This is a genomic window from Candidatus Accumulibacter sp. ACC003 (assembly GCF_907163085.1).
In the GTDB taxonomy this organism is placed as follows: Bacteria; Pseudomonadota; Gammaproteobacteria; order Burkholderiales; family Rhodocyclaceae; genus Accumulibacter.
The window spans coordinates 374,644-394,807 of sequence record NZ_CAJQTX010000009.1; the positions used below are offsets into that span (position 1 = coordinate 374,644).

At 65.8% G+C, this 20,164-nt stretch carries 20 protein-coding genes; 2 read left to right on the forward strand and 18 right to left on the reverse strand.

Annotated elements, in window-relative coordinates; translation table 11 throughout:
- Window positions 1–2: 2 nt before the first annotated feature.
- The 4 genes from QZ656_RS20125 to gmk all read right to left on the reverse strand — a co-directional run bounded on the left by QZ656_RS20125 (window position 3) and on the right by gmk (window position 4,425).
- On the reverse strand, window positions 3–1,238 hold the full coding sequence (locus tag QZ656_RS20125; protein ID WP_291995059.1) for a D-amino acid dehydrogenase: 1,236 nt from the start codon (window positions 1,236–1,238) through the stop codon (window positions 3–5).
- 112 nt (window positions 1,239–1,350) lie between these two features.
- Window positions 1,351–3,516 carry a bifunctional (p)ppGpp synthetase/guanosine-3',5'-bis(diphosphate) 3'-pyrophosphohydrolase gene (locus tag QZ656_RS20130; protein ID WP_291995060.1) on the reverse strand — a complete coding sequence of 722 codons (2,166 nt, stop codon included), beginning with the start codon at window positions 3,514–3,516 and terminating at the stop codon, window positions 1,351–1,353.
- Between the two features lie 75 nt (window positions 3,517–3,591).
- Window positions 3,592–3,798: a DNA-directed RNA polymerase subunit omega gene (gene rpoZ / locus QZ656_RS20135; protein WP_291995061.1), complete on the reverse strand. Its 207-nt coding sequence runs from the start codon at window positions 3,796–3,798 to the stop codon at window positions 3,592–3,594.
- Window positions 3,799–3,816: 18 nt separating this feature from the next.
- Entirely contained in the window at window positions 3,817–4,425 is a 609-nt protein-coding gene (gene gmk, locus QZ656_RS20140; RefSeq protein ID WP_291995062.1) for a guanylate kinase, read from the reverse strand.
- A gap of 229 nt (window positions 4,426–4,654) precedes the next feature.
- On the opposite strand from gmk, the gene QZ656_RS20145 reads away from it, so the two are divergent.
- Window positions 4,655–5,026: a hypothetical protein gene (locus QZ656_RS20145; RefSeq protein WP_291995063.1), complete on the forward strand. Its 372-nt coding sequence runs from the start codon at window positions 4,655–4,657 to the stop codon at window positions 5,024–5,026.
- 72 nt (window positions 5,027–5,098) lie between these two features.
- Here the strand turns inward: QZ656_RS20145 and QZ656_RS20150 are convergent, their stop codons facing one another.
- The 14 genes from QZ656_RS20150 to QZ656_RS20215 form a co-directional block, all read right to left on the reverse strand.
- Complete coding sequence (locus QZ656_RS20150) at window positions 5,099–5,338, reverse strand: YMGG-like glycine zipper-containing protein (RefSeq protein WP_291995064.1); 240 nt, start codon at window positions 5,336–5,338, stop codon at window positions 5,099–5,101.
- A gap of 12 nt (window positions 5,339–5,350) precedes the next feature.
- Window positions 5,351–5,743: a hypothetical protein gene (locus QZ656_RS20155; protein WP_291995065.1), complete on the reverse strand. Its 393-nt coding sequence runs from the start codon at window positions 5,741–5,743 to the stop codon at window positions 5,351–5,353.
- Between the two features lie 171 nt (window positions 5,744–5,914).
- Window positions 5,915–6,550 (reverse strand): type II secretion system protein, encoded by a 636-nt coding sequence (locus QZ656_RS20160; RefSeq protein WP_291995066.1) that lies wholly within the window; start codon window positions 6,548–6,550, stop codon window positions 5,915–5,917.
- 1 nt (window position 6,551) lies between these two features.
- Window positions 6,552–6,965: a prepilin-type N-terminal cleavage/methylation domain-containing protein gene (locus QZ656_RS20165; RefSeq protein WP_291995067.1), complete on the reverse strand. Its 414-nt coding sequence runs from the start codon at window positions 6,963–6,965 to the stop codon at window positions 6,552–6,554.
- Window positions 6,959–7,477 carry a type II secretion system protein gene (locus QZ656_RS20170; protein WP_291995267.1) on the reverse strand — a complete coding sequence of 173 codons (519 nt, stop codon included), beginning with the start codon at window positions 7,475–7,477 and terminating at the stop codon, window positions 6,959–6,961. Before QZ656_RS20170 ends, QZ656_RS20165 begins: the two co-directional genes overlap by 7 nt.
- 6 nt (window positions 7,478–7,483) lie before the next feature.
- Window positions 7,484–9,859 carry a secretin N-terminal domain-containing protein gene (locus QZ656_RS20175; RefSeq protein WP_291995068.1) on the reverse strand — a complete coding sequence of 792 codons (2,376 nt, stop codon included), beginning with the start codon at window positions 9,857–9,859 and terminating at the stop codon, window positions 7,484–7,486.
- Window positions 9,859–10,389, reverse strand: coding sequence for a hypothetical protein (locus tag QZ656_RS20180; RefSeq protein WP_291995069.1), 531 nt, complete (start codon window positions 10,387–10,389; stop codon window positions 9,859–9,861). The genes QZ656_RS20175 and QZ656_RS20180 overlap by 1 nt, the downstream gene beginning before the upstream one ends.
- Window positions 10,386–11,015, reverse strand: coding sequence for a hypothetical protein (locus QZ656_RS20185; RefSeq protein WP_291995070.1), 630 nt, complete (start codon window positions 11,013–11,015; stop codon window positions 10,386–10,388). The genes QZ656_RS20180 and QZ656_RS20185 overlap by 4 nt, the downstream gene beginning before the upstream one ends.
- Entirely contained in the window at window positions 11,012–11,572 is a 561-nt protein-coding gene (locus QZ656_RS20190; protein ID WP_291995071.1) for a hypothetical protein, read from the reverse strand. The genes QZ656_RS20185 and QZ656_RS20190 overlap by 4 nt, the downstream gene beginning before the upstream one ends.
- Complete coding sequence (locus QZ656_RS20195) at window positions 11,569–12,414, reverse strand: hypothetical protein (RefSeq protein ID WP_291995072.1); 846 nt, start codon at window positions 12,412–12,414, stop codon at window positions 11,569–11,571. Before QZ656_RS20195 ends, QZ656_RS20190 begins: the two co-directional genes overlap by 4 nt.
- A complete protein-coding gene (locus tag QZ656_RS20200; protein WP_291995073.1) occupies window positions 12,395–14,098 on the reverse strand; it encodes a GspE/PulE family protein in 1,704 nt (567 codons plus the stop codon). Before QZ656_RS20200 ends, QZ656_RS20195 begins: the two co-directional genes overlap by 20 nt.
- The gene (locus QZ656_RS20205; protein ID WP_291995074.1) at window positions 14,095–15,297 is read right to left on the reverse strand and encodes a type II secretion system F family protein; all 1,203 of its coding nucleotides are present in this window, start codon (window positions 15,295–15,297) and stop codon (window positions 14,095–14,097) included. The genes QZ656_RS20200 and QZ656_RS20205 overlap by 4 nt, the downstream gene beginning before the upstream one ends.
- 18 nt (window positions 15,298–15,315) lie before the next feature.
- Complete coding sequence (gspG, locus tag QZ656_RS20210; protein WP_291995268.1) at window positions 15,316–15,732, reverse strand: type II secretion system major pseudopilin GspG; 417 nt, start codon at window positions 15,730–15,732, stop codon at window positions 15,316–15,318.
- Between the two features lie 74 nt (window positions 15,733–15,806).
- Complete coding sequence (locus QZ656_RS20215; RefSeq protein WP_291995075.1) at window positions 15,807–16,469, reverse strand: lytic transglycosylase domain-containing protein; 663 nt, start codon at window positions 16,467–16,469, stop codon at window positions 15,807–15,809.
- Window positions 16,470–17,259: 790 nt separating this feature from the next.
- Between QZ656_RS20215 and prsT the strand changes: the two genes are divergently transcribed.
- Window positions 17,260–20,037 (forward strand): XrtA/PEP-CTERM system TPR-repeat protein PrsT, encoded by a 2,778-nt coding sequence (gene prsT, locus QZ656_RS20220; protein ID WP_291995076.1) that lies wholly within the window; start codon window positions 17,260–17,262, stop codon window positions 20,035–20,037.
- Window positions 20,038–20,164 lie beyond the last annotated feature (127 nt).

Below are 20,164 nucleotides of genomic sequence, written 5' to 3' on the forward strand. Positions count from 1 at the left end.
GCTCAGAGAAACCTGAAATCGGGTTCGGGCTTACGGCCGCTGACGATGTCCGCCAGGGCCGCGCCGGAACCACAGGCCATCGTCCAGCCAAGCGTACCGTGGCCGGTGTTGATGTACAGGCGGGCAATTGGCGAGCGGCCGATCAAGGGCACGTTGGACGGCGTCGCCGGACGCAGACCGCACCAGAAGTCGGCTTCGCCAGCCGCTCGCAAGCTCGGGAAGAGTTCGTTGGTGCGGCGCAGCAAAGCGCCGCAGCGGACGGCATTGAGCTCGGTATTGTAGCCATTGAACTCGGCCGTTCCGGCGATTCGCAGGCGATCGCCAAGCCGCGAAAAGACGATCTTGTGACCGTCGTCGGTGAGACTGACGCGGGGAGCGACGCTATCGGCCGCCAGCGGCAGCGTCGCCGAGTAGCCCTTCGCCGGATACACCGGCAGACGCAGGCCGAGCGGGCGCAACAACAGCGGCGTATAACTACCGAGCGCAGCGACGTAGGCGTCGGCCTGGTGCAACTCACCGGCGGCCAGCACGCCTTCGACGCGGCCAGCGGCGGTGAGCAGTTGGTCTACCGCGACGCCGTAACGGAAGATGACACCCCGCGCTGCGCAGTGGCCAGCAAGCTGCTGCGTGAAACGATGGGCGTCGCCCGATTCGTCATTGGCCGTGTAGTCACCGCCCACCAGCAGCCGCGCCGCCGGGACCAGTGCCGGCTCGATGGCCAGACATTCGTCGACGCTGACCGTCCGTCGCTCACAACCAAACTCACGTAGCACCGCCGCCGCCGCGACCGCCGCCGCAAACTCGCGGCGATCGGTGTAGACGTGCAGGATGCCGCGTTCGAGATGATCGTAGGCCAGCGAGATTTCGCCGCGCAGCGCCTGCAACTGGCGACGACTGTAGAGGGCGAGCGCGACAATACAGCGGATGTTGTCGCGCGTTCGCCGCGCGCTGCACTCGCGCAAGAAGCGCAGACTCCAGTCGAGCAACGCGGCGTCCCAGCGGAAACGGAACAGCAGAGGCGCGTCCTCGCGCCGCATCCAGGCCAGCGCACGCAGCGGCGCATGCGGGTTGGCCCACGGTTCGGCGTGCGAGACGGAAATCTGGCCACCGTTGGCAAAACTCGTTTCCAGTCCGGCGCCCGCCTGGCGATCGAGAACCGTCACCTGGTGCCCGGCTCTGGCCAGGTACCACGCACTGGTGACACCGACGACGCCGGCGCCGAGAACCAGAACCTTCAAGGTGAAAAGCGTGCTTTGACGCGCCCGGTCGAGACCCGGCAGCGGCCCCGCAAAGGCCAGCGCACGACGGCATTCCGACGATCAAACAAGCGGCCGACGGCGATTTCCAGGCTCAAGCAGGAAGCCCTTGATCACGGGCGATGCGCACCACCTCCGGGATCCGGCGCAGGCTGCGCATCAGCCGCGCCAGTGCCGTGCGATCGGCAACCTGGACGGTAAAATGCAGCGTCGAGTACAGGCCGGCGCGTTTGTCGTCCATATTGACGTGCTCGATGTTCGTTCCGGAGGTCGAGATCTCGGTCGCAATCCGTCCCAAGGCACCAAGCGTGTTTTGCACGACGATCTGCAGACGAACGCTGAACAGCTTGCCGGGCTCCGGCTCCCACTCGACATCGATCCACTTGGTTGGCCTGGCGCCGCGCGCCTTGCGAATCGCCGGGCAATCGTGCGTATGGACGACCAGGCCTTTCCCTTTCCAGATCGAGCCGATGATCGGGTCGCCCGGGATCGGCTGACAGCACGGCGCAAACTGCACGGCCATGCCCTCGGTACCGCGGATGAGCAGCGAGGCTCCGAGCTTGCCGACCGGCTGCGTGCTGGCATCTTCGAGGGTCAACAGGCGGCGCGCGACGACACCGGCGAGGCGAAAGCCGAGACCAATGTCGGTGTAGACCTCCTTGATCAACTTGTTGCCCGAGTCGCGCAGGACGCTCTTCCAGCGTGCCACCGGCACCTCGGAGGCGGCGACGCCGAGGGCCCGCAATTCCTGGCCAAGCATCTTCTCGCCGAGCGCCATAGACTCGTCATTCTGCGCCGTCTTGAGGTAGTGGCGAATCTTGCTGCGGGCCCGACCGGTCTTGACGTGATTGAGCCAATCGGCGACCGGATGGGCATCGGCGGCGGTAAGGATCTCGACGCGATCGCCGTTGGTCAGTTGGGTGGTCAGCGGCACCGCGGTAAAGTTGACCCGGGCCGTAGCGGCATGATTGCCGATGTCGGTATGCACCGCGTACGCCAGGTCGACGGCCGTCGCTTCGCGCGGCAAGGGGATGATCTTGCCCTTGGGCGTGAACACGTAGATCTCGTGCGGAAAGAGGTCGACCTTGACGTGCTCCAGGAACTCGGAAGAATCGCCGCTCGCACTCTGCAGGTCGAGCAGCGAGTGAAACCATTTGGTCGTTTTCTGTTGCAGTTCGGCACCGAAGGCGTCGCTGTCCTTGTATAGCCAGTGCGAAGCGATCCCTTCCTGCGCCACGTTGTCCATCGCCTCGGTGCGTATCTGCAACTCGAATGGCGTGCCGTGCGGGCCGATCAGCGTGGTATGCAGGGACTGATAGCCATTCGGCTTGGCGATCGCGATGTAGTCCTTGAACTTTCCCGGAACGGGTTTGTAGAGCGCGTGCAGCGCACCCAGCGCGAGATAGGCGGTGGGCACGTCGTCGACGACCACGCGAAAACCGTAAACGTCCAGCACCTGCGAAAACGAGAGCCGCTTGTCGAGCATCTTGCGGTAGATCGAATAGAGACTCTTCTCGCGACCGAAGACCTGCGCCGCGATGTTGGCGCTGAGCAGCTTGCCCTTGATGCCTTCGAGAATCCGCGACAGCAACTCGCGCCGGTTGCCACGCGCGGCGTTGAGCGCGCGTCCGAGAACGCGCGCGCGCATCGGATAGATCAAGCGAAAGGAGAGATCCTGCAGCTCGCTGAAGAGCTTGTTGAGACCCAGCCGGTTGGCGATTGGCGCGTAGATTTCCAGCGTCTCGCGGGCGATGCGGCGACGCTTTTCGGCGCGCACGGCAGCCATTGTCTGCAGATTGTGGTGACGATCGGCAAGCTTGATCAACACCACCCGCAGGTCGCTGGCCATGGCCATCAGCATCTTGCGGAAGTTTTCTGCCTGGGCGTCTTCTTGCGACTGGAACTCGATCTTGTCGAGTTTCGACAGTCCGTCAACCAGATCCGCGACCGGCTTGCCGAAACGCTCGACAATCTCGCCCTTGCCAACCGCCGTGTCCTCCATCACGTCGTGCAACAGCGCGGCGACCACGCCCTCGACGTCCATCTGCCATTCGGCGATCGCCCCGGCCACCGCCAATGGGTGCGTGATGTAGGGCTCTCCCGATTGCCGGACCTGCCCGCGATGTGCCTCCTCGCTGAACAGATACGCCTGCCGCACGAGCTGGATTTCTTCCGCCGGCAGGTAACTCAGGCTGTCGATGAAAACGCGGTAAGCCGGATCGTCTTCCGGCGGCAGAAAGTCCGCGGGCTTATCAGCCACTGCTGGCTCAACAGCTGTGCTTGCTGCGGCAACCGGATCCACGATCACACACTGGGCAAGCAAGGCGTGCCGCGGTCAGGCTTGACCGCGGTTCAGAACTTCCAGACCGACCATGCCCGCAGCCAGTTCGCGCAGGGCGATTACCGTCGGCTTGTCGCGGCCGGGGTCAATCAGCGGTGATGCGCCAGCGGCCAGTTGACGCGCACGGTAAGTTGCTGCCAGGGTCATCTGAAAGCGATTCGGGATGCGGTGCAGACAGTCGTCTACGGTCACTCTTGCCATGTAAATCTCCCACGAGAATCAGAGCATTGTTGCGAACAGGGCGGATTGGCGCTGACGCTGTACAGCGTAACGGAGCCGCGAGGCGTGAACTACCGTCAACAGGTCGCGCAGCGCACGCGACAGGTCGTCATTGATAATAACATAGTCGAATTCACCCACATGCCGCATCTCTTCGCGCGCGGCAGCGACACGGCGGGCGATGGTTTCGGCACTGTCGGTAGCCCGCTCGCACAGGCGACGTCGCAGTTCGTCGACCGAAGGCGGCAGGATGAAGACGCCGATGGCCGCCGGAAACGATCGGCGCACCTGCTGCGCGCCCTGCCAGTCGATCTCCAGCAGCACATCCTGGCCGGCCTGCAGGGCCGCTTCGATAGCGCTCGCCGAGCTACCGTAGTAGTTGCCATGCACTTCTGCCCACTCGAGGAAACCGTCATTGCCGACCTTGTCGAGAAAGTCCTGCACGCCAACGAAATGGTAGTCGACACCATCGCGCTCGCCGGCACGCGGCACCCGCGTAGTGTGAGAAACCGACAGCCGGATCGCCGAATCCTTCTCAAGCAAGGACCGCACCAGCGTTGTCTTGCCAGCGCCGGATGGAGCCGTGACGATGTAGAGTTGACCGATCATGATGTAGCTGGCCCGCGAATAGGAGACCGCGATTGTACTCGCGGCGTACGTTGGGATGTGGCCCGGCAGCTCGACATCGGCGCCAGGTCGCGACCATCTCGGCGCGACGATTGTGCGGCCAGGACTTGCATGCCTGCCGCGTGCCCGGACTGCTCGCCGGCATGGACTAGTCGAGTCTTAGCGCGGACAATCGGGGCCTTCAGAAGATCACCTGGCAAGGAGCAACTCAATGTCGCGATGGAAATATGTCCGCTGCGTCGTCCGGTGCGCGGGTCTGGCGCTGGCGATGACGCTGAGCAGCGGCGTCGGCGCTGGCGAAGTGCCAATCAAGATCCTCGGCCTCGACGACATGTCGTGCAGTGCCTGGTCGGAATCGAAAAACGACGCCGAGCAACGCGCGCTCTACGTCGCCTGGGTGCGCGGCGTGATCACCGGCCACAACTACGCCAACCGCAGCCAGCAGGTATCGGAAATCTCCAGCGGCACGGTCGAAAAACACGTCACGCGCTACTGCAACTACAACCCGCGCAGCGACATCAGCGATGCGGCATTCCGCCTCAGCGACCAATTCTCCGGCCGCAACGCGGCGATCACCAAATAAAAAGAGCCGCTACCGCGGCTCTTCTCTCCGGCCAACGATCGCCGGCCGATCTGCGCAAGACGCGCTGGCCGCTCAGTAGCCGCGCTGCTCCTGCTGATTCTTGCCCTTGATGTTGCCGACCGTGCCGCCAATAACGCCACCGATCGCGGCGCCGGTCCAGCCGTTGCCGCCCGAGATGGCCGCGATGCCAGCGCCAGCGGCAGCGCCAATCGCCGCGCCACTGACCGTTCCCTGCTCACGCGGCGTCATGTTCGTGCAGCCCATCACCGACAGCGCCGCAACCGTCGCCAGAGCCAATCCGGTTCTTTTCATCTCTCGTCTCCGTTATTTGTTTTTCTTGAGTCCTGGCACGACCATTTCGAACCAGATCGTCTCCACCACCGGCCGCTGCAAGCGATCGGGGTTGGCGGCGTACCACTTGTCCAGCGTTACGGACGCCGCGTCCAGCGTCTGCCCTTGCATGCCCTTGGCAGCGATCAAGGAGAAATCGTCCGCGGAAGCGCGCGAAGATTCGGCCTGATACGCGCGATCGATCTGCATCGCATTCGCCAGGCCAATAAGATAGGCCTTCTTGACTTCCGGAGCAGACGTCGTCCATTGCGTGCCATCGACCAGCGGCAACTCGTCGGCGGCAACGGTACCGCCAGCAAACAGCAGCGCCAGGCACGCGGCCGACGCGGCCTTGCCAAATTTCCGAAAACACAATCGAGTAGTCATCATCTTTCCCTCCGAGACAGGAAACCTGACCTTAGCACAGCGCCATCGCCGTTTGAAGCGAAATATGATCGTCAGCCGCGGCGCCTGACGACCGCCGTCGAGGGCCGCCCCGGCTGCAAACAAGAGTAACCCGCCGGCGCGTCGCCATCGCCCAACTCGTGGTCGTGCCGATCAGGGTCTGGCGGCCGGCGGAGGCGCCGGCCGCCCAGGCAGGGGATCTGTGGTCGGAAGCGGCGCGGCAGCAGTGCCGGGCAGTGGTGCTGGCAGCAGCGGCAGCGTGCCGCCTGCCAGGCCCTGGCCAGGCACGACAACGAGCCCTGTCGGCGCAGCCGCGGCGCTGAAGATCCATTCCGAATAGCTCGACGCGCCTTCGAAAGCGGCATCCTCGGCGGCAAACTCGGCGACCTTGATCGGCTGCGCCTTTGACAGACTGTGAACGCCCATGATGCCACCGCCGGGGGCGGCAAGCAGCCCCCACTCGTTGCCACCGCTGATCGGATCGGCGTAGAGCTGCCGCAAATGCCGACGAACGCCGGGATAACGCGGATCCCTGAGGAGCTCGGCGAGCGTTCCCGGGTAACGGCGGTCACCCGCCGGGCTGCTGTCCAGGTAGCTGGCGATCGCCTGACGGTACGCGGCGCCGACTTCGAGCAGTCGCTGCTCGGCCGCCCGCCGCTGGACAATGCTGCCCAGCGTCAGCATGCCACTGCTCGCCAGCGCCAGGATGGCGACCAGGATGAGCAGCCCAAGGTAGGTAAAGCCGGCCTCGCTGCGGGCCATGCGGTCGCGATCGCCATGTTTCTCCATGCTAGAGGTCGGCGAAGGGCTGGCCATCGCGGCTCGCCCCGGGCGCACCGCTCTTCAGGTCGTACACGCCGCCTTTGGCGTCGGCGCCGCTCGGGGCAATCAGCAGCCAGGTGCCGGCACTGCCGGTGACCGGGTCGTAGGGCAGCGCGCGCAGGTACTTCTCACTGACCAGTTCGTCGAGGCTGTCGGGATAGCGCCCCTTGTCGCCATAGAACTTGTCTATCGTTTCGCGAACCAGATGTAGATTCTCGCGCAGCACCGCTTCCTTCGCCGTATCGATGCTGTTGAAGTACCTCGGCACCGCCAGCGTCAGCAGCAGGGCGATGATCGACAGCACGACCAGCAACTCGATCAGCGTGAAGCCCAGACACTCGCGCCGCCGCGACGGCCGGCGCCGACCGCTGCTCGTCACCATTGCCGGTACGGCACGCCGTTCAGTCCGACGCCGCCGGATTTCGAATAAACGTCGTACACATCGTCGCCCTCGCGCGGGGCGTCGGGTTCGCTGGCGTAGGCGCGCTTGGCCCAGGTGTCGGCCGGTGAGACGCGGGCGTCCGGATGCATCGGATCGCGGGGAATCCGGCGCAAGAAGTAAATCTTGCGATGCCTGGGGTCACGCAGGTCTTCCTCGCCTTCGAGCAGCACCTGCAGCGTCGCCGGGTAGCCGCTGTCGCTCACCGCCTTGTTGATGCGACCTTCGTCAGCGGCCTTCTTGTACTGATCAAGGGCGCCACGGATTTCGCGCAAGGCACGTCCGAGATCCTGCTCTTTGCTGCGCTGCACCGCCGTCTGGGCTACTGGCACGACAACCCCGGCGAGCACCGCGAGGACGGCGAGGGTAATCAGCAGCTCGATCAGCGAAAAACCACGCGCTGCTCGGCGCGGCGCCGGCTTTGGTCGGCACAGCGAACCCCCGGTCGGCGCCATCATCGATCACTGCTCGATGGTCAGCACGTGCGGACCCGGCAGATTGGCGCGGATCGTTGCCCCACCGGCAGCGACCGGGGCGATGGTGATCAGCTCGACGCGCGAGCTGCCGGCCGCGACGGCGCGGAAGTTGACCGTGGCGACGATATCCGCAGCGGTCGCGCCGCCATCGCCGGAGCGCGTCGCGGTCATCAGCAGCTGCCCGCCGGGATCGACGCGATAGGTGAAACTGGTCTGCGCCCCCCCCTGGCCAAGGAAGCCCCCCTCGCTGACGCCGGCGACCTGCAGCAGGCGCGGGTCGAAAGCGATCGCCAGCGGCAGGCTGACCACCGGCCGATCGGCCTGCATCACCAGTTGTAGCGCAAAAGTGTCACCCGCCTTGATGTCGGTCGGGCCCTGCCAGAGCAACTGCGCCGAGCCACCGGGCGGCACCGCGGCCTCGCCATCGGCCATCGATGCCGAAGCCGCCGCCGCGCCGCCGCCGGCTGGCGACGGCAGCGGCACGCTGCCAGCGCCAGCGGCCACAATCGCCGCCGGGTTGGCCACCGACCCGAGTGGCGAGGCACCGCCGCTAGCCGTAGCGGCCGACACACCGAACAAGGTGCCGGCACCGCCTCCCTCAGGCCGAGCACGGAAATTGCTTTCGGTACCCGCGCCGAATTCCGACAGATGCGCCTCCGGACGGTGAATGTTGCGAATGATCCGCGGCGTGATCGAGAGCACGATCTCGGTCTTGATCCCTTCGTCGTTGTGGCTGCCGAACAGCCGGCCGAGGATCGGGATATCGCCCAGGAAAGGCAGCTTGTCGGCGGTTCGCCGGTCCTCATCGCTGATCAAACCGGCGAGCAGCTGATTCTCGCCGTCCTTGAGGCGCAGGACGCTGGTCGCCGTGCGCGTGCCGATCTGGTAGGCGACCGTTCCCGACTTGGTCTCGACCTTGTTGACGATGTTGCTGACTTCCAGCGTCACCTTGATCGCCACTTCGTTGTCGAGATAGATCGTCGGTTCGATGTCGAGCTTCAGCCCGACGTCGATGTAGGCGACCGACTCCGACGAGAAGCCGGTCGCGGTAATCGTCGACGTGATGTTCGGCACGCGCTCGCCAATCAGAATCTTGGCCTTCTCGCGGTTGCGTGCGCGGATGCGCGGATTGGCCAGCAAATTGACGTCGCTGTCGAGCTGGCGGGCGTTGATCACCGTCGGGCCGACGGCAACGCCGATCGTCGACGAGTTGATGTTGCGCAGGTCGTTGAGCGTCAGCCCTTCCAGCGGCAGCGGCCGGAGAGCCATCGCCTCGGGCCATTTGACGCCCAGATCGCGCAGCCGCGAGCGCTTGACCTCAAGGATTTCCACCTCGAGCATCACCTCGGGTTCGGGTATGTCCTGCACGGCAATCAACTTCTCGGCCAGGCGAATCGCCTCGGGACTGTCGCGGAGCATGACCAGGTTCAGCTTCTCGTCGACGACCAGGTCCTTGCTCTTGAGGATCGTCTTGAGCGTCGCGGCGACGGTCTTGGCGTCGGCATTCGCCAGGTAGAAGGTCTTGACCGTCAGCTCCTGGTAGTCGCGCTGTTTGACCGGCGTATTCGGATAAATCAGGATCGAGTTGCCGTCGAGAACGCGTTGCTCGAGCTGGTTGGTCAGCAGCAAGACGTTGATCGCCGCCTCGATGCTACTGTTGCGCAGATAGATGGTCGTCCGCTGATCGGCGCGCAGGTCCTTGTCAAAGACGAAGTTGAGGCCCGACGTTCGCGAAATCACCTCAAAGACCGTCATCAGCGGCGTATCCCTGAATTCGATGGTGATCGGCTTGCGGTACGCGGCAGCGAGCACCGAATCCTTGGCGACGCGAGCGCTGCTCTCGTCAAGCACGCGCAACAGCGCCAGCGCGCGCTCGTGCTTCGGGTTGGTCGCCAGGATCTGGCGCAAGCTGGCGCGCGCGGCGAGCAGGTCCTGCTTGCTCCAGGCGGCGGTGGCTTCGGCGAACAGGCGATCGTGCAAACGTGCCGTAGCGACCAGGCGCATCCCCGCCAGCGCCCGCTCGTTGCCGGGCTGCAGCTGCAGTGCCCGCTGGAAGGCAGCGTCGGCGGCGTCGTAACGCGCTTCGGCGAGCGCGCGTTCGCCCTTGTCGATACTGGCGGTGACGTAGCGGTCCACGGCCCGCAGGTAGGCAATGCGATACTCGGCCGAAGCCGGTTCAAGGGCGATCGCTTCCTGGATCCTGGCCAGCCCGGCGTCGACCTGCTCGGCCGCCAGAAGATCCTGTCCTTCCTTGAACGCGTTCTGGGCCGCACAGCCGGCCAGCAGCAGCGCTGCCGCCACGAGCAGGCAGCGACGCCAGCCGGCCCGCGGTCGGCCCGGCGCCGATTGTTCCTTGCTCACTAGGGTGATCCTCCGATCGGGATGGTTTGCGACTGTTTCAGCGGCAGGTAAATCAGCGTCAGCGTCGGCGGCCTGACGGCCTTGACCTTGTAAATGCCGGCCAGCGTCATCCCCTCGCGAACGATGAACACCTGCTCGCCGTTACCGAGATAAGCCTCCCATTGCCCGGCTTCCAGTTTCTTGCCAAGGTACACGAAGGGCAGCGGTGGCGCCATCGCTGGCGGCGGATTCGCCGATCTTTCGGGCCGCGGCGGCGGCGCCCAGCTCAGCGGCGCGAACAGATCGCGATACGCGTGTCCATCGGCAGCGCTCGGAATCAGTTGCGCGCGCGGAATCAGTGCCGCCACCTCGAGCTTCAGCACTTTTTCCTCGGCCGACGCGGTGGCGGGAAGAGAGCGGCCGTCGGCGCGGCGGCGGTCGACGGCGACCGCGACGACGGCCGTCGGGTCGGACGGCGTTTTGTCGCCGAACAAGGCCAGCCACGCGGCGACGACCAACGAGCCGAAAAGAATCAGACGACGGGCGTTCACCGCGCCGCCTCGTCGGTCGCGACGTCGCGAAGGCCTTCCGACGGCTTCGCCGGGTGCTGCCAGATGGTCAGGCGAACCCTGGCCTCGATCTCGTCGAGGCCGATTTCCGCCCGTTTGAAAGCCAGTTCATTGACCGCGACGAAAGCCTGCGTGGCGAGGATCTCTTCGATCCAGCGGCGAACATCGGGATAGCGCCCGGACAGCGGCACGGTCATCTGCAGCGTCTCGGCGTTGGCCAAGGGCGCACGGCCACGCTGGTACTCGGCACGCGTGCTGCGCAGCTGATGGCTGGCTGCCGAGTCGAGAATGGCCTGGATGCTGGCCAGCACCTGGCGGTCGTCGGCGAGCGTCTGCTGGAAGGCCTGGTAGTGACGTTCCGACGCCGATTGCCGAGGCACGGCAGGCGGCGGCGCACCACGCGCGCGCGTCTGCAACTCGGCTAGAGTCGTCTGCTGTTCGTTCTGCTTGTCGGCCAGCTCGGCTTGCAGCCCGGGAATCACGATCAAGGCCAGTGCCAGCAGCGCCGCGCCGATCACCGCCAGCGCCAGCGACCACGGACCGTGGCGCTGCAGCCACAGCTCGGCGCGCAGCCGCAGTTGCTCGGCGATCAGCGTCAGCTTGTTCACCGGCCCTCCTGGGCGGGCTCGTCGAGCAGCGCTTCGAACATGAAGCGGAGCGGCCGGTTGGCATCCTTCTCGTTGATTTCCTGCCGGGTGACCATCGCCCGAGCAAACGGTGGCGCCGATCCGAGCGCCGCCAGGTAGTCGAGCATCCGCTGGTGGTCCTTGGCCTCGGCGACGCCCTTGACCAGTCGCCGCCGCTTGTCGGGTTCGATCTGCAGCAGGGCGACGTCGGCGCTGGCGACGCTCTCGAAGCCATCGAGCAGCGCCGGCCAGGGCGTATTGAGCTGCCCGATGGCGGCGTTGATGGCCAGGACCTGCGCCTCCGAGAGGCGCAGCGGCGGCGGCGTTGGTGGCGTGTGCGTGAGCAATTCGCGGCGCGCCAGGGCGATCGCCTGCGAGGTCTCGGCCACCTGCCGACCGAGTTGCAGCGCGTACCAGGCGAGCGCCACGCCAGCCAGCAAGACGACGGTCGCCAGGGCGATCAGGATCGTCCTGGCGCGCCCGGCAATCGGCAGGCGCCACGGCGGCCGGTCGACGAAATCGATGTGCAGCGGCTTCATCGGCAACTGCCCGCCGACGCCAGTTGGCCGGCCGTCGACTGCCCGCCGGCGGGCGTCACGACACGGCGCGAAGGGATCACCCGCGACGCGACGCCGGCCAGCGTCGCCGCTGCCGGCAGCCAGTCGGCAGCGCCCGCCCAGAGCAGCGATTGCCGGCCACGCTCCGTGGCGGCCGGCAATCGCAGAAGCTCCTGTTCGAGCAGCGTTTCGAGCTCGGCCAGGTCCGGCGCAGCGGCCAGCCGCAGGCTGCGCAGCCCGGCGACCTGATCCGCACGCGTGGCAAGCAGCGTCAGGGTCTGCGCAAAACCGACCAGCAAGCAACCATCGGCCGGGATCGACGCGCACAGACGGTTGCCGACGCGGACGAAGGCCGGACTCACCGACGCCAGACGCCAGCCGCGCGTCTGCGCCAACTGCTGTAGCGCCTGCCAGAGCGCGCGCGGCAGCGCGCTGGCGACGAACGGCGCCAGCGCGTGCCAGTCGGCGACCACCAGCCATTGCTCGGCGGACTCGCCGTAAAGCGCCGCGAAACGCGCTGCCGCGCTGGCCCGCAGTTCGCGCAGGCCGCGGGCGCCGCGCGGCGGCGTGACGACAAAGCTCCTGCACAGACCGTCGTCGAGCGTCACCGTCAAGGCGCACTTCTGGCCGGCGGCGACGCGGGTGTCGAGCTGTAGACCGGGCAGCGCAGCGGCCAGGCCGGCGGCCGTGGCGCCTGCCGAGCGCTCCACCGGCAAAGTCGCCAGGATGTCGACGGCGGCACCAGGCTGCACCGGATCGGTCAGCAAGACGGCGCCGTCGGCGGCGCAGCCGAGCAGCAGGCTCTCAGCCTGAAAGCGTGACACGGTGCAACTCTTCCAGGGTCGTTTCACCGCTCGCCACCAGGCGCAGGGCCGCGGCCATCAGGCTGCGCGTACCGCTGCGGTAGGCCGCTTCCTTCAGTTGCCGGATCGGTCGCTTGTCGATGATCAATTCGCGCAGCTCGTCGTTGAGGTTGAGGATCTCGGCAATCGCCTTGCGGCCGCGATAACCCGTGCCACGACAATCGCCGCAGCCGCTACCGCGGCGAAAGTCACAACGCGCCAGCTCGTCGGCGCTCATCGCGAAACGCTCGAGTTCGCCGGCGCTGGGCGTATAGGCTTCGCTGCAACGCGCGCAGTTGACGCGTAACAGGCGTTGCGCCCAGATGCCGTTCAGCGCCGAAGCAAACGCGTAGGGGTCGATGCCCATGTGCGTGAAGCGACCGAAGACGTCGAAGACGTTGTTGGCATGCACCGTGGTCAGCACCAGATGCCCGGTCAGCGCCGACTGGACGGCAATTTCAGCGGTCTCGTGGTCGCGGATTTCGCCGATCATGATCTTGTCCGGGTCGTGCCGCAGGATCGACCGCAGGCCGCGCGCAAAGGTCAGGCCCTTCTTGTCATTGACCGGGATCTGCAGGACTCCGGGTAACTGGTACTCGACCGGGTCTTCGATGGTGATGATCTTGTCGCGGCCATTGTTGATCTCGGAAATTGCGCCGTACAGCGTCGTCGTCTTGCCCGAACCCGTCGGCCCGGTGACCAGCAGCATCCCGTAGGGCTCGGCGACCAGGCGCCGCAGGACTTTCAGCGAGTGCTCGTCAAAACCGAGCAGGTCGAGCGTCAGCGAACCATGCGCTTCGATCACGCCGCGCTTGTCGAGGATTCGCACCACCGCGTCCTCGCCGTGAATGCTCGGCATGATCGACACCCGCAGGTCGATGTCACGGCCGGCCACCTGCACCCGGAAGCTGCCGTCCTGCGGCGTTCGCCGTTCGGCGATGTCGAGCTCGGCGAGCACCTTCAGGCGCGAGATCACCTGCTCGGCGAGCGCCACGCCGTTGATCTGCGCGACGCTGTCGAGGACGCCGTCGAGGCGGTACTTGATGGTGATCCCGGTCGGCGTGCTCTCCAGATGGACGTCGCTGGCAGCGGCCCGCACAGCGTCATAGACGGTCGAGTTAACCAGCTTGACGGCCGGGCTGGCGGCGCCGCTGACCGACGCGAAACTGAGCACCTCGGCGCTCTGGTAGCGCTCCGGCGTCGCGCTGGTCTCGTGCACCAGCGAGTGCACGGCGTGCACCGATTCTTCGTGCTTTGACAGATACGCCTGGATGTCTGCCGCCAATGCCAGACAGAAGTGAACCGGGGCGTCGACCAGGCTGGCCAGCCAGACCATGGCATCGCTGTCGAAGGGATCGGCGATCACGCCGACGATCTGACTGGCGGCGCCGGCCAGCGGTGAACGCAGCAGCAGGCAACCGCGCAGCTGCGCCCTGACCAGCGGCAGCAGGTCGAAGGCCGCCGCACACGCCAGCATCTCGCTGGTGTCCATGACCACCAGACGAAAGCGCCGCGCCAGTTCAGCGACCAGGCGCCGCGGCTCGACGCCGGTCAGCGCTTCGAGTTCGCCGACCACCGATCGTCCCGAAACACTGGCCAGCTGGCGCGCTTTCTGCAACAGCGCATCGTCGAAGCTGTCGCCACGCGCGTCGCCGACGGCGTTCATTGCAGGCTCCCCGCGAGGTCGAAGATCGGCATGTACAGCAGGACCACGATCAGCCCGACCAGCAGGCCGATGGCGACCATCAGCAAGGGTTCGAAAACCTTGGCGAAGCGTTCGATCCAGCGCGCGCTCTCGCCTTCGTAGAACATCGCCGAGCGCGTCAACATCGCGCCCATCTGCCCGGATCTTTCGCCAACACGCAGCAGCCGCAGGGCGACCGGCGTCGCCAGACCGCTGCTGTCAAAAGCCTGCGACAGCGTGCCGCCGTCGGAGACCATCGCCCGCGCCAGACGCAGCGCCTCGCGGGTCTTCGGCGAGACGGTGTTGCCGACAATATCCAGCGCGGCGACGATCGGAATGCCACCTTCGAGCAGCATGCCGGTGGTCAGATAGAGCCGCGACAACTCGATCACCCGCACGCGTTCGCCGATTCCCGGCAAGCGCGTCAGAAAAAGGATCCAGCGACCGCTGCCAATGAAGCGCCGCAGCCAGTAGGCGATCGCCGCGACCAGCGCCAGCAGGCCCCAGATGACGGCCTTGGCGTGCGCACCGGCGAATTGCCCCCAGTCGATCAGCAGTTGCGACAGCCACGGCAGCGAACGACCACTGCCCTGGTACACGCCGGCGAAGCGCGGCACGACGTAAGCCATCAGGAACAAGGTCACGCCGCAACCGACGGCGAGCAGGATCGCCGGGTAGATAGCCGCGCTGAGAACCTTGTTACGCAGCGTGTCGAGTCGCGTCTGGTAGTCGATGTAGCGCGACAAGGCCTGCGGCAGGTTGCTGGTTCCTTCGGCGGCGCGAACGATGCCGACGTACAGCGGCGGGAAGACCTCGGCTTGCCGGGCCAGGGCCGCCGAGAAGCGCAGGCCCTCGCGCAGGTCTCTGGTCAGCCGCTCGAGTACCGCCCGCGAAGTCGGCGCCGCCTCCTTGTCGAGCAGCGCTTCGAAGGCCTCGACCAGACTCAGCCCCGCTTCAAGCAAGGCCAGCAGTTCGGCGCTGAACAGGAGCAGCGAAAACGATCGGCTGGCGCGCCCCGGCAGGTGCGGCGAATTGGCGCCGGCACCGCTGGCGGCCTTGATCGACAGCGGCTGCAATCGCCGTTGCTGCAGCAGTTGAGCGGCCTCGCCGGCATCCGACGCGTCTACGGTGTGCGTCTCGACCAGGTTGTCGGGCGATAAGGCACGCACCTCAAAGCGCATTCTGGTCCCGCCGCCTGCTCATGGATAGTTGATGTCGGCGGCGTCGCCGGTGCCACCTGGCTGGCCGTCCTTGCCGTACGAAACGATCTCGAAGTCGCCGCTGGCGCTCGGCGAGCGATAGAGGTAGACGCGACCCCAGGGATCAAGCGGCACCGCTTTCTGGAGGTAGGGCCCATTCCACTTGCCGGCGTTGGCCGGCTTGACGAGCAGCGCATTGAGGCCCTCTTCGCTACTCGGATACTGACCGACCTCCAGGCGGTAGGTATCGAGGGCGCGCGCGAAGGCCTCGACCTGTGCCTTGGCGACGCCCTGTTCGGAGCGGCCGAGCTGCGAAAAGTATTTCGGGCCGACGTAGGCGGCGAGCAGACCGATGATGGTGACGACGACCAGCAGTTCGAGGAGCGTAAAGCCGCCGACGGCAGACGCGGCAGCGATGGTCGCGCGGCCGCGACGGCCAGCTGACGATTGCCGGGACGGCGAATTGCGGCGGGCGATGGGTGGGCAGACGATCACGGCTTGTTCCTTTGTGCGGCGGCGGCCAGGACCGCCGGTACGTAAAGCATGGTTTCGCGGTAAGGCGGGATGCGGCCGTCGTGCCTGGCGACGGCTCCCTGGCCGGCGTTATACGCCGCCAGCGCCAGCGCCACGTTGCCCCGATGCAGATCGAGCAGGTCCTTGAGGTGACGCACGCCGGCGTCGATATTCTGTGCCGCGTCGGCGGCGTTGGTCACCCCATAGCGCGCCGCCGTCGCCGGCATCAGTTGCATCGCTCCCAGCGCGCCTTTCGGCGACACCGCCGCGGCGTTGAAGCCGGACTCGACGCTGACCACCGCCGCGACCAGTTCCGGCGCCACGCGATGGACGCGCGCGTAGTGTTCGATCAAGGGCGTCAGTTGCCGCTGGCCCTGCCGATCACTCGTGCGGGCCACTGGCGACGACGCGCGGCGCCGAGCCTCTGGCACCTCCTGGCCGCGAATGAACAACCGGTAGCTGCCATCCAGACGCTCGCTGGCATAGCGTGGAACGTCGTCGACGGCGTACGAAACAAAGACGCTGCCAACCGTCGCCGCCATCGCCGAAAACGACAGCAGACTGCCGACAGCCAAAGCCAGGACCAGGACCAGGACCAGGGAGAAGCCAAACCTGTCTTTCCTGCGCCGAACAGCAGGCACCTTTACCACCGCACTTCCTCCCCGAGACGACGCTTCCGTAAATCAGCCAGCAAGCTGGCGGCCTGCGCCTGGATATCCTTGCCGGCGTCCAGCCCAAAGCGGTCCGCCTGCGCGGCACACTAACGCACGATCATAATCCGTGCGGCGTTCACCGGGAAGCATTGATGTTGCTTTTGCCGTCGCCGCCGGCCCGGCGGCAGATAATGCCTGTAAGGTATTCGCGCCGCGTATGCGGTAAAGGCGCCCGGAACCCGGCGACCTGACGCCGCTCGTAGCTTTCGAACCACGGCAACGAAAGCGGCTACCGCTGTGGCGAGGTTCGACGACTCAAGTGCCAACCTCAGTCCACGACTGGCTGGCAGGCTTGCATTCGGCCGCTGGAACAGCGTCTCGATCTGTTGAACGGCCGCCGCACGGACTCGGCAATTCACCGACTCGCTCGCCATTACGCCGCCGCCGATTGCATTACAATTCCCAGGGCCGTGCTTCTGGCCGTTCAACAGTCGGTGATTTTGGAAGCGACCAAGGCACCGCAGAATGCCATCGGTGCGCTCTCCGCCAACACGTTGCGTAGCGCAGGCTCGGTGCGTTGCCCGCCACTGTGAAGGACGCCACTACGAGCGTCATCGCCTTGTAGTCCGGGAAACCGGGAGCAGGCGGGATTCTTGAATGAAAGCAAGCTTGGGCTGAGTGGGTGGCATGCCCAGCCGACCAGCTTGCCCGCCGCTCGCTTCACAAGCGCCCGGAGACAAGCGGCCCGACCGAAAAAAAACGCAGGAGGAAATCTGTCATGTCCGAGAACTATTACATCCGTCGTCTCCTTGGCAGCGCGGCGGCGATCGTCTTGGCCGTGTCGCTGAGCGCTTGTGGCAAAAACCGCGAGGAGTCCTTGGCCCTGGCACGAGTCGACCAGGCTGGTGGCCAAGCCAACGCCGCCATCATTCGGCTGCGCAGCATCCTGGCGACTGATCCCGAGTACGGCGAGGCGCGCCTTCTGCTCGGACAGCTCCTCCTTGAGAACGGCGATGCAACCACGGCGGAGAAGGAACTGCGGCGGGCGTTCGACGCGGGAATCGACACCGACATCATCAAGCCCTTGCTGGCTCGGGCGCTGCTGGAGCGCGGCGACTACAAAAAAGTCCTCGCCGATTTTTCCCCGCAGCAGATCAGGATGCCCGAGGCCAGGGCCGAGGTTCTGGTCAGTCAAGCGTTCGCGCAACTGATCCTGGGCCATGTCGAGGCGGCAAAGGCGGCGGTTTCGCAAGCCGTCGAAGCCAGTCCCGGCCATCTCGGTGCCGCCATTGCGACGGCGCTGATTACCGGCGTCGAGGGAGATTACGGCGCCGCAACCGTGGCCATCGACGAGGTCCTGGTGCGTCAGCCGAAATCAGTCGCAGCTTTGCGGGCCAAGGCGAGCATTGCCCAGGGGAAGGGTGATCAGCAGGCCGCCATTCAGGCCCTGCAGACGCTGACGCAACTCCGGCCTACCGATGTTGCCGCCCATTACACGGCGGTCATGCTGCTCTGGCAAGCGGGCAGGATGGCAGATGCGAGAAAACAGGTCGAGAACATGCAGGCCGCTGCGGCAGGCTACCCGCAGACCGAGCACGTCCTGGCGCTGCTGGCGTTTCGCGACAAGGACCTGACCGCGGCGCGTGACCATATTGCCCTGGCCCTGAAGTCGGCTCCGGAATTCGGTCCCTCCTTGCTCCTGTCAGGGATGATCAATGCTGAGCTGGGAGCGTACGAGCTCGCTGAACACGGTTTGAGCAAGGTGTTGGAGAAGGATCCAAACAACCTGCCGGCACAGCAGGCTCTGATGGGGATAATGCTCCGAACGCACCGCGTGGACAGTGCTTTACTGCTGGCGCAGGACATGGTTTCACGAGCGGGTGACCAACCTCGCGCTTTGATGGCGGCGGCGGCGGTGTACCTGAACGCCGGCGATACCAAAAAGGCGCGTTCGCTGTTCGAGAAAGCGAACGCGCTCGGGGCAAAGGACGCCAGGGCGCTTACCAGTCTGGCGGTGGCGCGTATGGCCAGCGGTGACGCCGGGGCCATCGACACCCTGATAGAAGCGTCGGCTGTGGGCACCTCGTCGATAGAGGCGGATCTCCTCCTGATAAATTTTTATGTGGGGCGACAGGAATTCGACAAGGCGCTCAAAGTTCTGGCGACGATGGCCAACAAACGTCCGGGCGATGTGCGCATCCTTACGCTGGAGGGTGAAGTGCTGGTTGCGGCCGGACACAGGGCCGAGGCGAGGCCGGCGTTTGAACGAGCGTACGAGCTCAGGCCGGATCTGGTCGCTCCCTTGCGTCATTTGGCGCGCCTTGATCTCGCCGACGGCAGGAGCGAACGGGCGAAGAAGCGCTTCAAAGACGCGATCGACAAACGACCGCAGGATGCCGACTTGCTGTTGGCCTATGCGGAGTGGCTTCATGACAGCAACTCGGAAGCCGATGCGGTGCGCGCGGTCGTGGTAAAAGCCCTGGAGGTCGCGCCGAAGGACGTCAACGTAAGAGTTTCACTGGCCGCTTTTTACGCCAGCCGTCGAGACTACGATCGGGCCGTGACCGTTGCCGAGGAGGCGACCAGGGCGATTCCGGGCAACACGCGCCTGCTGACGCTGCTCGCCGAGTTGCAGATTCAGGCGGGCAAACCCGAACTGGCGGTGAACACCCTGGCGAAGGCCATCGAGAGCTCGTCCGGGTCGCCGGTGCTGCTGGTTCGCCTGGCAGACCTGCAGCTGGCGAATGGCGACGGCGACGCCGCCATCACCACCCTGCGCGAGGCGATTCGTTTGCAGCCGGGTTTCAGGCCCGCCGGCCTGCGTCTGCTGGCACTGCAAGGGTCGGCCGCAAGCCCTGCGGAGATGATCGAGGCCGCACGCGAGCTGCAGCGGTCGCAGCCGGACGCGCCAGTGGGCTATTTTCTCGAGGCCAAGGCTTTCGTTCAGCAGGGCAATTGGCCAGAGGCCGTTCGCGTCCTCAAGACCGGGATCGAGAAGTCGAACGCACCACAGCTGGTAATCGGCCTGCATTCGGCGCTGATCAAGTCCGGCAGGACGGCGGAGGCGGCCAAGGCGGCGGCCGACTGGGCAAAATTGAATCCCAAGGACCTTATTGTCCGCAGCTATCTTGCGGACTCCGCCCTGGCGGCCAGGGACTACCCCACCGCCGTACGCATTTACAAGGAAGTGGTGGCGGACTCGCCGAACAACCTGCGGGCGCTCAATAATCTGGCCTGGGCGGCGGGTCGCGCAGGCGATCCGATGGCGCTCGATTACGCCGAGCGCGCCAGCCGGCTGGCGCCAGATGACCCGAATACCCTGGACACACTGGGATGGCTCCTGGTCGAGCGCGGCGATTTGGTGCGCGGCACCGAGATCCTCAGGCGGGCTTCCGCAGCCGCTCCGAACGCGGCCAACCTGCGCTTCAATCTGGCGAAGGCGCTGATCAAATCCGGTGATCCGACCGGCGCCCGCCGGGAGCTGGAGGTCCTGGCGAAGCTCGGTGACAGCTTCCGCGAACACGCTGAAGTCAGGAAGCTGCTGGACGCTCGCTGAGCGGAGCAGGCGGCGGGCAGCAAGCGTGGCGGCCCGCCGCCACCGCGATCGCGAGCGATTGCTCCGGAGGTGTCGGAGATTTTTACATCTGGCGGCCTGGGACGTGGCGTGAAATTGCCTATGTATT

Coding starts and splice junctions, on each gene's coding strand:
- rpoZ (WP_291995061.1), bottom strand. CDS start 3,798: ATGGCAAGAGTGACCGTAGACGACTGTCTGCACCGCATCCCGAATCGC.
- gmk (WP_291995062.1), bottom strand. CDS start 4,425: ATGATCGGTCAACTCTACATCGTCACGGCTCCATCCGGCGCTGGCAAG.
- QZ656_RS20145 (WP_291995063.1), top strand. CDS start 4,655: ATGTCGCGATGGAAATATGTCCGCTGCGTCGTCCGGTGCGCGGGTCTG.
- QZ656_RS20150 (WP_291995064.1), bottom strand. CDS start 5,338: ATGAAAAGAACCGGATTGGCTCTGGCGACGGTTGCGGCGCTGTCGGTG.
- QZ656_RS20155 (WP_291995065.1), bottom strand. CDS start 5,743: ATGACTACTCGATTGTGTTTTCGGAAATTTGGCAAGGCCGCGTCGGCC.
- QZ656_RS20160 (WP_291995066.1), bottom strand. CDS start 6,550: ATGGAGAAACATGGCGATCGCGACCGCATGGCCCGCAGCGAGGCCGGC.
- QZ656_RS20165 (WP_291995067.1), bottom strand. CDS start 6,965: ATGGTGACGAGCAGCGGTCGGCGCCGGCCGTCGCGGCGGCGCGAGTGT.
- QZ656_RS20170 (WP_291995267.1), bottom strand. CDS start 7,477: ATGGCGCCGACCGGGGGTTCGCTGTGCCGACCAAAGCCGGCGCCGCGC.
- QZ656_RS20190 (WP_291995071.1), bottom strand. CDS start 11,572: ATGAAGCCGCTGCACATCGATTTCGTCGACCGGCCGCCGTGGCGCCTG.
- QZ656_RS20200 (WP_291995073.1), bottom strand. CDS start 14,098: ATGAACGCCGTCGGCGACGCGCGTGGCGACAGCTTCGACGATGCGCTG.
- QZ656_RS20205 (WP_291995074.1), bottom strand. CDS start 15,297: ATGCGCTTTGAGGTGCGTGCCTTATCGCCCGACAACCTGGTCGAGACG.
- prsT (WP_291995076.1), top strand. CDS start 17,260: ATGTCCGAGAACTATTACATCCGTCGTCTCCTTGGCAGCGCGGCGGCG.